The 15,820-nt window shown below is 32.2% G+C and carries 14 protein-coding genes; 5 read left to right on the top strand and 9 right to left on the bottom strand.

From position 1 onward, the window contains the following. Nucleotide 1 precedes the first annotated feature (1 nt). Nucleotides 2-1,861, bottom strand: coding sequence for a tRNA uridine-5-carboxymethylaminomethyl(34) synthesis enzyme MnmG (gene mnmG / locus DW269_RS03310; RefSeq protein ID WP_117458544.1), 1,860 nt, complete (start codon nt 1,859-1,861; stop codon nt 2-4). A gap of 145 nt (nt 1,862-2,006) precedes the next feature. On the opposite strand from mnmG, the gene DW269_RS03315 reads away from it, so the two are divergent. Beyond that, entirely contained in the window at nt 2,007-2,387 is a 381-nt protein-coding gene (locus DW269_RS03315; RefSeq protein WP_117458545.1) for a CoA-binding protein, read from the top strand. Here the strand turns inward: DW269_RS03315 and DW269_RS03320 are convergent. Next, complete coding sequence (locus DW269_RS03320; RefSeq protein ID WP_117458546.1) at nt 2,367-2,996, bottom strand: hypothetical protein; 630 nt, start codon at nt 2,994-2,996, stop codon at nt 2,367-2,369. The two genes, DW269_RS03315 and DW269_RS03320, sit on opposite strands and share 21 nt — an antisense overlap. Before the next feature lie 104 nt (nt 2,997-3,100). Here DW269_RS03320 and DW269_RS03325 point away from each other — a divergent pair, with 104 nt between their 5' ends. The 4 genes from DW269_RS03325 (at nt 3,101) to DW269_RS03340 (ending at nt 9,005) form a co-directional block, all read left to right on the top strand. Beyond that, nucleotides 3,101-3,802, top strand: coding sequence for an ABC transporter ATP-binding protein (locus DW269_RS03325; RefSeq protein ID WP_117458547.1), 702 nt, complete (start codon nt 3,101-3,103; stop codon nt 3,800-3,802). Between the two features lies 1 nt (nt 3,803). Further along, nucleotides 3,804-6,098 carry an ABC transporter permease gene (locus DW269_RS03330; protein ID WP_117458548.1) on the top strand — a complete coding sequence of 765 codons (2,295 nt, stop codon included), beginning with the start codon at nt 3,804-3,806 and terminating at the stop codon, nt 6,096-6,098. An 11-nt stretch (nt 6,099-6,109) separates the two neighbouring features. Beyond that, the gene (locus DW269_RS03335) at nt 6,110-7,468 is read left to right on the top strand and encodes a hypothetical protein (RefSeq protein ID WP_117458549.1); all 1,359 of its coding nucleotides are present in this window, start codon (nt 6,110-6,112) and stop codon (nt 7,466-7,468) included. A 136-nt stretch (nt 7,469-7,604) separates the two neighbouring features. Then, the gene (locus DW269_RS03340; RefSeq protein ID WP_158546297.1) at nt 7,605-9,005 is read left to right on the top strand and encodes an ROK family protein; all 1,401 of its coding nucleotides are present in this window, start codon (nt 7,605-7,607) and stop codon (nt 9,003-9,005) included. Here the strand turns inward: DW269_RS03340 and DW269_RS03345 are convergent. From DW269_RS03345 to DW269_RS03375, 7 genes are all read right to left on the bottom strand, one after another. Then, nucleotides 9,002-9,841 carry a MurR/RpiR family transcriptional regulator gene (locus tag DW269_RS03345; protein ID WP_117458551.1) on the bottom strand — a complete coding sequence of 280 codons (840 nt, stop codon included), beginning with the start codon at nt 9,839-9,841 and terminating at the stop codon, nt 9,002-9,004. The genes DW269_RS03340 and DW269_RS03345 overlap by 4 nt on opposite strands. 41 nt (nt 9,842-9,882) lie before the next feature. Further along, nucleotides 9,883-10,644 (bottom strand): TatD family hydrolase, encoded by a 762-nt coding sequence (locus tag DW269_RS03350; RefSeq protein ID WP_117458552.1) that lies wholly within the window; start codon nt 10,642-10,644, stop codon nt 9,883-9,885. 148 nt (nt 10,645-10,792) lie between these two features. Continuing rightward, nucleotides 10,793-11,323 carry a YcxB family protein gene (locus tag DW269_RS03355; RefSeq protein ID WP_117458553.1) on the bottom strand — a complete coding sequence of 177 codons (531 nt, stop codon included), beginning with the start codon at nt 11,321-11,323 and terminating at the stop codon, nt 10,793-10,795. A 225-nt stretch (nt 11,324-11,548) separates the two neighbouring features. Beyond that, nucleotides 11,549-12,055, bottom strand: coding sequence for a hypothetical protein (locus tag DW269_RS03360; RefSeq protein ID WP_117458554.1), 507 nt, complete (start codon nt 12,053-12,055; stop codon nt 11,549-11,551). A gap of 56 nt (nt 12,056-12,111) precedes the next feature. Further along, a complete protein-coding gene (locus DW269_RS03365) occupies nt 12,112-14,388 on the bottom strand; it encodes a glycoside hydrolase domain-containing protein (protein ID WP_117458555.1) in 2,277 nt (758 codons plus the stop codon). 112 nt (nt 14,389-14,500) lie between these two features. After that, nucleotides 14,501-15,343 (bottom strand): GH25 family lysozyme, encoded by an 843-nt coding sequence (locus tag DW269_RS03370; RefSeq protein ID WP_117458556.1) that lies wholly within the window; start codon nt 15,341-15,343, stop codon nt 14,501-14,503. Next, complete coding sequence (locus DW269_RS03375; RefSeq protein ID WP_117458557.1) at nt 15,336-15,788, bottom strand: phage holin family protein; 453 nt, start codon at nt 15,786-15,788, stop codon at nt 15,336-15,338. Before DW269_RS03375 ends, DW269_RS03370 begins: the two co-directional genes overlap by 8 nt. Nucleotides 15,789-15,820 lie beyond the last annotated feature (32 nt).

The following is a 15,820-nucleotide window of genomic DNA, read 5'->3' on the forward strand; positions in this document are numbered from 1 at the left end:
ATTAATCTCCGTATTGTGTTTTTAAGTGAATAAGTAAAACAGAAATATCTGCAGGATTAATACCAGAAATACGTGTTGCCTGACCAATAGTCACTGGTCTGACCTTCTTTAGTTTCTGTCTTGCTTCTAATGATAAGTTTAATACATCATCATAGTCTAAGTCAGCAGGAATCTGTTTTTCTTCCATATTCTTTACTTTTTCTACTTGTCTTAATGTTTTTTCAATATATCCCTTATATTTAATAAGAATAGTGACTCTTCTCATTTCTTCTTCAGTTAAGTCAACATGTTCAATATAAGGTAATAAGTCTTCATAAACTAATTCTGGTCTTTGAAGAATAGCACGGGCAGTTACACCTTCTTTTAAACGTGTTGAGCCCTTTTCTTCTAAGAGGTCATTGATTTCACTCTTAGGTGAGAAATGAATGGTATCTAGACGTTCTATTTCAGCATGGATACGATTCATTTTATCTAGATAAAGTGAATAGACTTCATCATTTACAAGACCTGCATCATGGCCATATTTTCTTAATCTTTCATCCGCATTATCATGTCTTAATAATAATCTATATTCAGCACGACTTGTTAACATACGATATGGTTCTTTAGTACCTTTAGTCACTAAGTCATCAATCAATACACCAATATAAGCTTCATCACGTTTCAAGATTAAAGGTTTGTTACCCTTTACCTTCTTAGACGCATTAATACCGGCAATAAGTCCCTGACCTGCTGCTTCTTCATAACCTGAAGTACCGTTGATCTGACCTGCAGTAAAGAGATTCTTTAATACCTTTGTTTCTAGACTAGGCCATAACTGTAATGGATCAATCGCATCATATTCAATCGCATATGCGTATTTTAAAATAGTGCAGTTTTCAAGTCCTGGTAATGAATGCACCATCTTTTCCTGAATATCATGAGGCATAGATGTAGAGAATCCCTGTACATAGATTGTATTCATTTCCTTAGATTCTGGTTCAAGGAAGATCTGATGTCTTTCCTTATCCGCAAACTTAACAACCTTATCTTCAATAGATGGACAATAACGTGGTCCAATACCTTTAATAAGCCCTGAGAACATCGCACATTTATCTAAATTATCTCTAATGAGTTTATGTGTCTGGGCTGTTGTATATGTTAAGTAACATACAGTCTGATCTTCTACTGGTGTGAAATGTGTTGTTTCATATGAGAATGAAAGTTTCGCATCTGTACCAGGCTGTACTGTTGTTTTTGAATAATCAATAGAATTGATTTCCACACGAGGTGGTGTACCTGTCTTTAATCTTTGGATTCTAAATCCATAATCCTTTAACTTGCTTGATAAATATAAGCTTTCCTTCTGTTTATCTGGTCCACTAGGAGTCTTAGAATGACCTACAAGGACTTCAGCCTTTAAATAAGTTCCTGTAGTAAGAATTGTAGTACGAGATTCATAACGTGTACCATCCGCAAGGATAACACCCTTACACTCATCACCTTCTACAATCAAATCCTCGACCATTGCTTCTACAATATCAAGATTTTCTTGTTCCTTTAATACTTTCTGCATATAGCGTGGATAAGCTTTCTTATCTGCCTGTGCACGAAGAGACTGAACACCTGGTCCTTTCGCAGTATTCAACATCTTCATCTGAAGGTAAGTCGCATCTGTAGTTTTACCCATCTGTCCCCCAAGTGCATCTATTTCTCTTACAATAATGCCCTTTGCAGGTCCTCCGATGGATGTATTACAAGGCATGCTTCCTGCATTAGAGAAGTTGCTTGTAATAAGTAATGTTTTATTTCCTGTTCTTGCACCAGCAAGACATGCTTCAATACCTGCATGGCCAGCACCTACAACTATAATATCGTACACTATAAACGACCTTCCTTTCTTATTTAATACGTGTCTATATTAACACATCAATTCGCGTTTGTCATTATATCACAAATGCATTATTATAGTGTAAAATTCAATCAAAAATGTTGGTGGTATGATATAATAGAAACGGTGATGAACGATGAAAGAAAGAGATATTTTAAAGATCTATAATAATTATTGTGTTATTGGGATGAGTCCTGATCCTGATAAGTACAGTTATCAAATATATCAGTGCTTAAAGAATGCAGGCAAGCATGTGTATGGCATATCTCCTAAATATGACACAATAGACAATGACAAGATGTATACATCTCTGATGGATATAGAGTATCCTGTAGATGTTGTTGTTTTTGTCGTTAATAAAACAATTGGTATGACTTATATCAGAGAGATGAGAGAGCTTGGTATTAAGTATGCCTGGATGCAGCCGGGGACTTATGATGAAGATTTACTTCATGCTTTTCATGACCAGGGAATAGAAACAATAGAAAATTGTGTATTACAGGTCATGAAGGGTTAAATCAAATATTGATTCATGTAATGGAAAGGTGATATCTATCTTGATATCATCTTTTTTAGCATCTTTCAAATCTACTGTACCTAATGTTTCTTTTCTATCTGAAATAACTTGATAGCCAAGATCATATTGTTGTGATAAAGAGAAACCAATAGAACTCATAATCACAGGATCACCATGTAATTGAATCATCTGCTCTGTCTGTAATCTAAAGAAGTTCTGATAAGGAATCTGGTCAATGCCAGTTTCTAATGCCTGTTCAACAGCCATAAAGAAATAAGAAGAGAACTTACCATATGGGAATCCTACGACATAAGGTGTGCCATACTTCTCTTTTAATAATTCAGCAATCTTTAATCCTTTCACTGATACTACAATATTTACATCTGCATAACCGGCCATATCAAGTGATGTATCATGATATAAGAATGTTGTAAGGACATTGTATTTCTGTTCAGTAAAGTAATCCTTTAATATTTCATAGACTTCTTCATCAAATAAATCAGGTGTTAAGCCTAATAGATTAATAGAAGTGACAGGTATCTGTAAGTTATATCGAATATCTGGTAATTGATCTACTAATGTGCATAATTCTTCTTCTGTATAATTCATATATGTACCTCATTTTTTCTTCATTATATCATAGTTTTTAGTTTGCACGAACTAACTCTTAGAGTATAATGTGGTTAGATAAAACTAACATAGGAGGAGATGTTATGAACTTTTTAGAGATTAAAAATTTAAAGAAATCTTTTGGACAGGGAGAGAGTCATATAGATGTATTAAAGGGGATTGATATGACTATTAATAAAGGGGAATTCTGTGTATTGCTTGGTCCTTCAGGTTCTGGTAAATCTACACTACTTAATATTATTGGGGGTATTGATAGTTTAGATGAGGGAGAACTTATTATTAATAAACATCGTTTAAAGACAATGAAAGAGAAGGAATTAAGTCAATATAGACGTGATCATTTAGGTTATATATTCCAGATGTATAATTTAATTCCTAACTTAACAGTGAGAGAGAATATCGAAGTAGGTGCTTATTTAAGCAAGAAGCCTTTGAATATTGATGATTTATTACATACACTTGGTTTATATGAACATCAGAATAAACTACCTAATCAATTATCAGGTGGACAACAGCAGCGTACTGCGATTGGACGTGCAGTCGTAAAGAATCCAGATATACTTCTTTGTGATGAACCGACTGGTGCACTCGATTATCGTACATCACAGGATATATTACAGTTAATCTGTGATATTAATGAGAGATTCGGGAATACAATCATCATGGTCACACATAATGAAGCTATTAAGTATATTGCGAATCATATCTTTGTATTGCATGATGGAAGAATTAAAGAAGACTATATGAATACAGATCGTAAACGAGTAAATGAGGTGGATTGGTAATATGAAGAATCCATTAAATAAGCGTTTTATACGAGAATTAAGAGAAGACTGGAGTAAGTATCTTGTCATCTTCTTATTGATGACAGGTATGATTGGTCTTGTATCTGGTTTTATTGTGGCAGATGAGAGTATGATTAAAGCTTATAATGAAAGTTTTGAGAAGTATACTATTGAAGATGGTCATTTTAATGTAGATAAAAAGTTGAATAATCAATCCTTGATCAATATTTCTAAAGCTGGTGTGCATCTCTATGATCATTCCTATGTAGAAGAAACATTGATCAACGGAAATAAATTACGTATCTTTGCGACACCACAAAGTGTCAATAAAGTATGTGTCATGGAAGGAAGACTTCCTCAAAACAATAAAGAAATTGCGATAGACCGTATGTATGCCACAAATAATAAAATATCTATTGGAGATACTATTAAGAGTAAGAATCATTCATTAAAAATCTGTGGTTTAGTGGCTTTACCAGATTACTCAGCATTATTTGAGGATAATAGCGATACGATGTTTGATGCAATCAAGTTTGGAGTTGCGGTTGTACAACCTTCTTTATTTAATCAATGGGATACAGCACATATGACCTATAGCTATTCATGGCTTTATACAAATAAACCAGAGAATGAAGAAAAGAAATCTGAATCATTCTTAAAGGTATTAAATAAAGAAGTGCATCTAGAGGAGTATATTCCTCAATATGAGAACCAGGCCATTCATTTTACTGGTGATGATATGGGTAGTGATGGCGTGATGGTCAGACTTCTCTTATATATCATGATTGTGATTATCGCATTTGTATTTGCGGTGACTATGACTAATACAATCCAGAAAGAATCCAATGTGATTGGGACATTACTTGCTTCTGGTTATACAAAGAAAGAATTGATCAGTCACTATATGACACTTCCTATTATTGTGACACTTATTAGTGCCTTAATAGGTAATATCCTAGGTTATACCTACTTTAGAATAACTATGGCAAATCTATATTATGCCAGCTATAGTTTAACGACTTATCAAACAGTATGGAGTGCAAGTGCTTTTATTCAAACAACGGTTGTCCCTGTAATACTCATGTTTATTATTAATCTCTTTATATTAAATAGACAGTTATCTTTATCTCCTCTTAAGTTCTTAAGAAGAGATTTAAAGAGACATAAACAGTCCCATGTCATGCCTTTGTCTGCACATATTCCTTTTATTACACGTTTTAGAACACGTATTATTCTTCAAAACAAAGCTCATTATATTGTGATGTTTATTGGTTTAATGTTTGCGAATATGATCTTGTTGTTTGGACTTGCGATGCCAGATATTATTAATTCATATGGAACCAATATTAAACAGAATATGTTTGCGGATTATCAATATATTCTTAAAGTACCAGCAAGCTTGCAATCTAGTGAAAAGAGCTTTTCTAATATGATAGAAGCTTATACTTTCACAAAAGGAATAGAAACAGAAGAAAAGACAGCAGAGAAATTTAGTGCTTATAGCTTAAAGATGGAAGACAATACATTAGATACTGTAACTGTATATGGTGTAAAGAAGAATAGTCGTTATATTTCTATTAATGATGGTGTTTATGTATCAAGTGCTTATGCAGATAAATATAAGATCCATAAAGGTGATATCATTCACTTAAAGACAGAATATACAGATAAGAAGTATACATTAAAGGTCAGTGGTGAATATAACTATCCAGGTGCGATTGCGATATTCATGAATCAGAAAAAAATGAATCAGTTATTTGATTTAGATGATGATTATTTTTCTGGATATTTCTCTAAGAATCCTATTACTGATATGAATGAAAAGTATATAGGTACAACTATTGATTATGATTCATTAAGCAAAGTATCTCGACAATTGAATGTATCAATGGGAGGTATGGCTTATTTACTTTGTGGAATGGCTGTTATCATGTTTATTGTGCTTATTTATATTCTTACAAAAACAATCATTGAAAAGAATGCGCAGTCTATTTCTATGACAAAGATTCTTGGGTATACCAATCATGAAGTAAGTTCTATTTATATAGTGTCGACATCTATTATTGTATCTCTTTTTATTCTTATCACTGTGCCACTAGATTATGCGATATTAAAGCCAATATTTGAAGCAATGATGAAGGAAGAGATGGCTGGATGGATGCCTTTAAATGTAAGTCACATTACTTTCTTAAAGACAATTATTATTGGTTTTATCAGCTATTTCATAGTGATGTTGATTGAATTTAGAAAGATTAAAAAGATTCCTATGCAGGATGCTTTGAAGAATGTAGAATAGGAGGCACTTTTATGAACAAGACATTAATTGCGATTATATGTTGTATCATGCTTACAGGATGTACAACACAAACAAAGAAAAAAGAAACAAAGAGAATTGTAGATGAAACACCTGTTGTATTAAGGGAAGAAGGTCACAGTGTCAAGGAAGCAGTGAATAAGAGTGAAACAATTACTGTAAAGACAAATACATCAGGAGAAATAAAAAGCACAAAAGCAGAAGTCACTATCCCTTCTATCAGTGAAGGTGATCTTATTAAGGATAAAACTGTGTTAAAGGATGTCAGTAATAAGGGTGATGAGAATATCACTTTAAATAATCATCAATTATTGATAGAGAATAATAAGAATAGTATTCAATATACTGGTACTTTGGATACATCTCTTCCTGTTGGTGTAGATGTCACTTATTATCTAGATGGAGTGAAGGTTACAAATATTAAAGGTAAAACAGGTACCTTAAAAGCTGTATTTAAGTATAAGAATAATACTGAAACACCTTTTGTGGCTACTACTATTATGCTTCTTCCTCAAGAGACAGTCAGTGATATTGAAGTAAAGAATGGAAAAAGCATGTTGATGGATGATTATCAGGCTATTGTTGGATTAGGATGTCCTGGGTATGAACCATTTAAGGATTCTATGGAAGTGACTATGAAGATCAAGAACTTCCAATGTGACTATATGAGTACGGTATTTACTGATGGTATCTTTAAAGATTTAGATTTAAATGATCTCACAAAGACAACGGATCAATTAAATCAATCATCACAGAAACTTGTAGAGGGTTCAGCACAATTATTGGCAGGATGTACAACGTATGGACAATATCTTAATACATATATGTCAAATGTGTCTCAAGTGAGCGATGGAGCCAATGCATTATTAAAAGGCTCTAAACAATATGATGCCTCTACACAGGCACTTATTAAAAACTTAATATCTTCCATGAATAATCCTACAGAATTCATTCAATCTAAAATAAATAATATTGATCTCACAGATGAACAGCGTATAGCAGTCAATAAAGCAATCAGTGAAGGTGTTCAGGAAAGTTTAGCACAGAATAAGAAGAGTCTAGAACAATTATCACAATTACTCTCTCAAAGTCCTGTATCAAAACAATTAGAGACATTATCTTCTAGCTTGTCAGAGTTGAGTCAGGCAGGAAATAAACTTTCTCAACAATACCAGACACTTGTAACTGGTGCAAAAAGCTTATCTGAAGGAATGAGTCTATTTGATCAGAAAGGTATTCAAAAGATCACTGATTTATCTCAAATTAATAAGTTAAAAGAAAAAGACCATTATAGTGGTCTATCAGGAAACAATATCACAAATACTAAATTCATCTTTGAGATGGATATCTAGAACCTTGCATTCGCAAGGTTCTTTTCATTTCTGTCACCTTTAATTTAGTTTATATGATATATATTTTTCATCTTTGAAGAGTTACTGTATTTAAAGATTAGGAGTATGTTAAAATATGAACATGGAGGTGATATTCATGGATGATTTCTTAAGTGATATTTATACAATACTCTTTGCGAAATGGATATTATTACAAGAAGTGCCTGATTATAAGATAAAAGTGAACGATGAATATACAGAGATTCATTTCTATAATAAGCATGCAGATATTGAAATTGTCTTTAATCCAATGAATATCATAGAGTTTAAAGCAACTAATACACAATCTGGTGAGACTGAATATTATCTACATTTCCAGATGAAAACATTGAATCATGCAATGAAGCTATTTAGAGAACTGACTCATTACATGAAGCATATTGGTGAATCACCTACTATCAAGATTCTATTATGTTGTAGTGGTGGTTTAACAACCAGCTATTTTGCGATGAAGATGAATGAAGCCTCTCAATTAATGAGTCTTCCTTATATCACAGAAGCAAGTGGTTATAATAATTTATACTATGTAGCACAGGATTATGATGTAGTTCTCTTAGCACCACAGATTTCTTATTTACACGCCAAAGCATGTGATATTCTTAAAGATAAAATTGTCTTAAATGTACCACCTGAAGTATTTGCGAAATATGATGTAAAAGCCATCTTTACACTTGTGAAAGAATCATTGGAGATTAAAAAGAACCAATCTGATCATAAGATTCCCTTACCTGTCATGTTAAATGTAGAGATTAAGCATAAGACATTGGCTCTTTCTTTATTCCGTAATAAACAGGCCGTACATATTGCGTATCGTGTCTATGATAAGAACCTGGAAATATTATTGGATAACGAAATTATTAAGCCTACTATCAATATCCAGGATGTCTATGATGTTATTGATATTGCGCGTCTTCATTATCCTCGTATACGTTATATTGGTATCGCAACACCAGGTATTATTGATGATGGTTATGTTTCTTCTACAAGTTTAGTCGGATGGGAAACACCAGAGAGATTAGAAGATGTTTTAACTGAACGTTATCATTTGCCTGTATGTATATGTAATGATGTCAATGCAGCGGCTGTAGGTTATTATTCTTCACAAGATCAAGTAAGTTCACTGGCTTTCTTATTCCAGCCTATTCATGCATTAAGTGGTGCAGGTATTATTGTGGATAACTGCCTACTACATGGTATGCATAACTTAGTAGGAGAAGTACAATTTCTTCCTTTAGATTTAACAGAAGATAAAATGACACTCAGTATGTCTCCTGAAGGATGTATTGAGGTTGTATCACGTACTCTTGTTTCTATTATCAGTTTATTAAGTCCTGAAGAATTAGTTCTCTATTGTGACTTTATTCCCCATATACTTCCTTTATATGAAGAAATGGCCACTCTTATACCAAAAAAATATATTCCGCCTATTACCAAAGTAGATAACATGCAGGAATATATTCTTCTTGGGACTATGATATTAAGTACAACACAGAACTAAGAGAGTTCTATATAGTGTTCAATACGATAGTCTATATTCTTTTCATAATCTTTATTAAAATAGCATGCATACAAACAGTCTAATAAGAACTGTAATGAAGCTCTTGAAGAAAAAGATGCAATCTTTTCTTCTGAATCTTCATAGGATGCAAAATAGAGATGATAATCAACAAGTTTAGATAATTCACTCTCTTTAGTAGAAGAAATAAGAACAGTTGTCACCTGGTTCTTATTCATCACACGGATGAAGTCTTCTACATGAGGTGTTCTATTAGCATAGGAGATCACGATTGCGAGATCTCCTTTTTTTAATGTTTCAGCAACCTTTGTTTGATAGAAGATCTGTTTTTCTACTATGACATCCTTACCTATTTCTAACATGTTCTGTCTAAAACATTCGGCCATAAAATAATTCCCTATAGAAGGAAATAACGCGATAACATTCGCATCATACATCTTCTGGACAATTTTACCAAATTCATCTAGATTCACTAGGTTTAAAGTAGAATGAAGTGTCTGGTCATAGAGATTCAACATTTTAGTCATGATTTCATGGTTTGTGTTATTGATCCTGAAAGGATAGTTATAGTCTACTGAAACAAGTTCTTTCTGGTATCTTTCACGATCAAAATGAATATGGGATTTAAATGCCTGTAAACCTGAAAGTTCTAGTTTGTCAATAATACGATAAATAGTAGATACAGATACATAGCTCTTTTTAGAAATATCTGCAGCAGACATATTCATAATATCTTCTGAATGTTCTATAACATAATCTATAAGTGTTTTTTCACTTTCTGTAAGTGATACTTGTTCAAGCTTATCATAAATGTTCATAATAGCCTCCTGATAGACTATATTATACTCTATTTTAATTACTATTTCTTTAACTGGAAGACTTTAAGTGCATTCTCTGTTGTCTGTTTTGCGACTTCTTCGTAGCTTAATCCTTTTAGTTCAGCAATCTTTTGGGCAACAAAATAGACATTACCTGGTTCATTCTGTTTTCCTCTATAAGGTGCTGGTGTGAGATAAGGATCATCTGTTTCTACAAGTAGATAGTTTAAATCTACGCCTTCAGCGACTCTTTTAGGAACCTTCGCATTCTTAAAAGTAACAGGACCTGCCAAAGAAATACAATAACCAATCTTAATGAATCTTAAAGCCATCTCATAACTTCCACTATAACAATGCATAATACCCTTTACACCTGACTTAGAAAGTATATCAAATGTATCTTCATAAGCATCTCTGGCATGAATAGTAACAGGTAAAGATAATCTCTTGGCTATTTCTAACTGTTTCTTAAAACAATCAATCTGTTTTTCTTTAGATGCTTCATCCCAATAGTAATCTAATCCTATTTCACCTACAGCAACAACCTTAGGATCTTTTGCAAGTGCTTCTATTACCTCTAAATCCTCATCTGTTGTCTCTTTACAATCATTAGGACTAATACCTACTGCAGCATAAATAAAATCATACTCATGCGCTATCTGTACTGCAAGACGTGAAGACTCTAAATCATAACCTACAACAGTAAAGTACTTCACACCTCTATCTATTGCATTCTGAATATATAAATCACGATTTTCAAATAATTGTTCACTATTTAAATGTGTATGTGTATTAAATAACATTTTTCTTATTACCTCGCTTTTAAACAAGTATACATAAAAAAAACAGGGGAATAAACCCCCTATTAGTAAAGGGCTGTCGTAATGAACAGCCCATCTTGCATCATTTACTGTCCTACTTATAGTTATTTCAGAAGTTAACTTATCAAGCTTAAAATATATTACATATTGATTTTTCCCATAAAATATTCTGTTTATCAAAGAATTGTTTTAATTTTTCGAGATCATTTGATTCCACATTTTTTCTTTCAAAAAATGTTGTATATCCTGCCTTAGTTATAAATAATATAATTTCTTTTGTTTCTATAACTTGTTTAATATCCTTATACATGATTTTACTCTTATTTTGAGTAGATTGCTCAACTGAAATAATTCCATCATTATCAAATATTAAATCGATACTTACCTGATCTGATCCATATTTTTCTTTTTGAAGTTTTATGAATCTTTTCAACATAACTTCTGATTGAACAAAAGGTAATATACACAAAATAACTAATACTAGAGAAGATTTAATAAAATCAAACATATCACCATTAGATACGCTAATCAATGCGGCTAATAATGCTAAGACTGCTCCGCATAGAACAAAGAATTTGTATATAAAATGAAAAAAGAAGAATCTTATTTTTTTTAAGTTTGAATAATTTATTATGTTATTTTTGACAGTTAATAGTTCCATTCTGTCTAACCTCACAAACCAAGAATATTTACAACTATAGATATTCTAACATAATAAATAATAATTATATACTATCAATTAAATCTTGTTGCTTTGTTCAACAAAAAAGCTACCAGTTTATTATATTCTTTGGTAGCTTCCTATGTACTCTTATTCTATTTATGAAAAGAAAAAGTATTACTATCTTCTAAGTCACTCGCTATCAAATAAAAATAGATTGATCATTTAGAGTTCTTTCATATTACAAAGTATATTATTCTTTTCGAAGATATTCCTTATTTCCTCATATTGATCTTTTGTAGCGTTCTTCTTTTCAAAATAAATAGGTGCATCTTCTTTAACTTGAATCACAATAAGTGTTCCTGAATCTATTACTTCTTTTATACTTTTATATTCCGTTAAATGATGTTGTGTTTCTTCTACTACATCTATGCCGTTATCTAAAAACACTAAATCAAAAGAGGTTTCTTCTTTATTAAATAATTCCTTGTGAATATCTATTAATTTTCTAGCAAAATAATTGATCAGTATTTTAACAATGATAATTGCTAACGGTACAATAAATATTGTCCATAGCTTAAATCTATTCCTAAAAATGCTTATTAATATCAATACAATATAATATAATGAAACCAGTTTAAAAATTAATACAAAACTCGATGGGAAAAAATATTGGCCATTCTTCTTTAATATCTCATAATTTAGCTTATTATTTTTTATTGTAATCTCCATACTTATCCCCCTCATATGTATTACATTATAGCATATCATATTTTAATACAGAAATATTAATTGCTTGCAGAAACGAAAATTTTTCTTTTTAACAAATAGGCAATTATAGCAAGCAAGCATACAGTAGTTCCATTTGCTAATGATAACATTAAAGTAGCAGTTTCACCTGGATCTACTTCTAATGCTCTTTCCCAATTGATTTCGTATTTTGGCTGCTTCCCACCATCTGAAATACTAGGCATAATTTTAAAATTAATTTCAGTTGTCATTTCATAATCTACTGTATCTATATCAGGAAGAATATCTTTTGTTGTGAAGATAATTGTATATACAGGCAAATTATCTTTTACTCCAATCTTCATACCTATTTTCCCAGCCTTCATAGAGATTGCCACTTCCCCTAGGCCATCTACTGTTCCATTTAGTATTCTTACGATGTCTTTTTCCTGAATCTCCAAGCCAGCAGTTAAATTCTTAATTTGATTATCGCATGTTGTAGTTAACAATCCTGTATTATCCATTTCAATATAAATAGGTTTTTTACCAAGCTCATTATCAGGTGTAAAAGTATGGGAACTTTTATAAGATACAAAAATTGTACATCCATCTGTAGGAATTGCAGCAACTGTGGACTCTTTCTCGTATACAATGTTTGACTTCACAACTTTATTTAAATATCCTAATTTTTCTAGAATATTACAAACGAATTGATCTTTTTGTTCTTCTATCATCTGATCTGAGTTTTTCTCTGCCAGTTCATCCGGTGACATATAATCCACTTTATCAAATGTTGTAATACCCTTATCACTACCCGAATAGCCTACCTTATCTAAATCAAATGAAGGACTTGAAGGGAATTGCCCACCTGTTCTCTCATTAAATTCAAAGAACTGATCAAATGCCCAGTTCTTCGGAATACGATAACCTAAATTGCAACTGTATCCGCTTGACATATCAGCTACAAATGAATATTCCGCTAAGCCTTCTTTACTGATATAAGAACAGATATATCTTGGTGCATAAATTCCTACCTTATACTTTTTATTATTTGTTTCACTCTTAAATACATAATTCAGTTTCTCGAAGTATGGGACAATAAATGATTTCATCTGATAATCATAGCAGTCAAAGTCTACTGCAAAATAGATGGTTGTTCCTTTAGGAACACCGATTCTCTTAGCTGCTGTAATTGCTGTATGTGCATCTTCAATGCCCTGTTTCACATTCTGAAAATACTGTACTTTATATCCTCCATCCTGATAGATAGGGAATACTCTTAATCCAGCACTTTCAAGGTTTTTGATTTCTTCAAATGTGATGAACTTTCTCTTTCTATTTGCTGTTCCTGTCAGATATCTACCTACCACCTGATATCCCGCATTCTTAATATCTAGTGCCTGCTGCTTATTTAATACTGTTGAGCAGTCACATGCCTTTGCTTTTCTTCCTGTATCACCTTTACTTGTTAAAAGTGATTTCATTGTTGCACAGTTTACTTCTCCAGATGTCACTAGTCCAATTCCCGTTAATGCATAGAACTCCTGGAATGCTTCAACCTTGGACTTAGTGCTACTGTCAAAGTTACCATCAAATCTTCCAGCATCATATCCATTCAAGTACAAGCCGTATTGAACAAGCTTATTATACTTTACATAACTTCCATTCTTTCCCTGTTTTAATACACCAGGAAATTTTGCCACTGTCTGATCACCAAAATTTCTTTTGTCAATACTGCCAATAAAGCTTGTATAAATACCTTCAGCAGCCTGTAGTGCTGCAATTAATGCATAAGAAGTAAATCTTGAGACAATACCATCACATGGACCTACACCAATGATATCAGACCAGTCTGCATTCAACTGCTGCTGGATTTTTACAATCATCTTGTCTCCATCATTTGTCTTTTTAAACCAGTTGATTGATACTAGTCCCATCCAAACTTTCCAGTCAATGATGCCTGTTACTGGAAGTCCTGCATCACTCTGGTACTGCTTTACAGCATTCACTCCAGTCGTATAATAAACTCCTGTAATTCCTCCAGCATTATACCCCTTTACAAACAATGCGCACTGCAGAATGCATACATTTGGATTTCCTGGATCATTAGCATTCATTTTTGAAATATCACTTAAAGATCTCATTTTATTTAAAGTGATATTTCCTACTGTTCCTGTTACTGGAGAGATTCCATTTTCAATCTGAAAGGCTCTGATAATCCCCTTACATGTACCTGTACCAGTCATACCGTCCTCATCCAGCTTTACCCATTCTGAACGATGACCATACATACTGTTTAAATATTTCTGTGCCTTTCTAACATTTTCATCTGCCATTATTACTATCCTCCTATTTTGATAACTACTTTACGTAGAATTCATACCGGTATTCTTTCTACATTTTTATCATACATTCATTCAGAAGCACCATTGTGCCTTTCGCATCTCATTAATATAAACTATCTAATGAAATTGCTCCTGTTACTTTACCGTTTACCCCAATTACTACTCTATCACCTTTGATTTGAATTACTTCATATTGATTTTTAAATACACAATTTGCGATTGACTGACCATCATACCACTTTGAACCAGCCTTAACACGCACACTATCTCCAACGTTTAAATTACTAGCTTTGTTTTTTACCTTATAAAAAGTATTAATCAGACCATGATCATAACTACAGTCCAAAAACTTTGAATCTATTCCTTTTATATCTTTTAAAACACCTTTTCTGGCATTAGAAGTGAACTGATGCAATAATACATTTCCAAAAGGATTGTATTGAATCTTCTTGTCCCAATTATTATACCCATTATTAAGCCCATAATTAGCAATCCATAACGTCCATGCAGAAAAGCCATTATTTGTAAGCTTATTTTTAAACCAGTCCTGGTTGGCATATATTCCAGCAGAATAACCTGCTCCTTCAATAACATCACAAAATGCTTTAGCAATCTTATAATACATGTCATTACTCAAACTGCCCTGATAATCAGAATACTCAATATCATAATAAATAACACATACCTGATATTTACTGCATGCCTGCAAAGCTAAATATGCTTCTCTTTTAGCTTCATATTCGTTTCTAGCATAGCAAAAATGATAAGCAAATAATGGAATGCCTAACTCATTTGCTTGTTTCGCATTATTGTTCCACTGCTTGTCAATATTTCTAGAACTCCATCCATAAGAGCATCTAGCTACAACACCAGAAATAGATTCCTTTGCTTTGCTTAAATCTACTTTCCCGTTATGATATGAAATATCTATAATATAATTACTCATTGTTTTCTACCATGCTTTCTATGTTTTGAGAAGCTACTTCTAAACCTTTAACAAGAATCTGTGGCACATCAAATCCAGCTTCTACAAGATTTTCTAAAATACTACGATACTCATTAATGATTAACGAAATTAAAACATACCAGCCTAAAAACGTTAATATTGCCAAATCGATGTGAATTATCTTTCCTAATTCTTCAAAACATACTGGAATTATAAAAGACAATAAAACCAATATCCATTGAGCTACTTTCTTTGCGATTCCTTTCAATCCTGCCATTGAATTTTCTTTATTATTTATTCTTGATTTTATCCATCCTGTTAATGTATCAAGAATATTTAACAGTAATAGCACCATAAATAAAATCCAATGTTTATCCATAGCAATTGTAAGAATAGATAATACAATAGAACAAACTTCATCTATATTCTTAACAAAATTGTTCATTATTCAGTTTTCTCACTTTGTTAATAATACTC

The sequence above is a fragment of the Catenibacterium sp. AM22-6LB genome, assembly GCF_003435615.1.
In the GTDB taxonomy this organism is placed as follows: Bacteria; Bacillota_I; Bacilli_A; order Erysipelotrichales; family Coprobacillaceae; genus Catenibacterium; species Catenibacterium mitsuoka_A.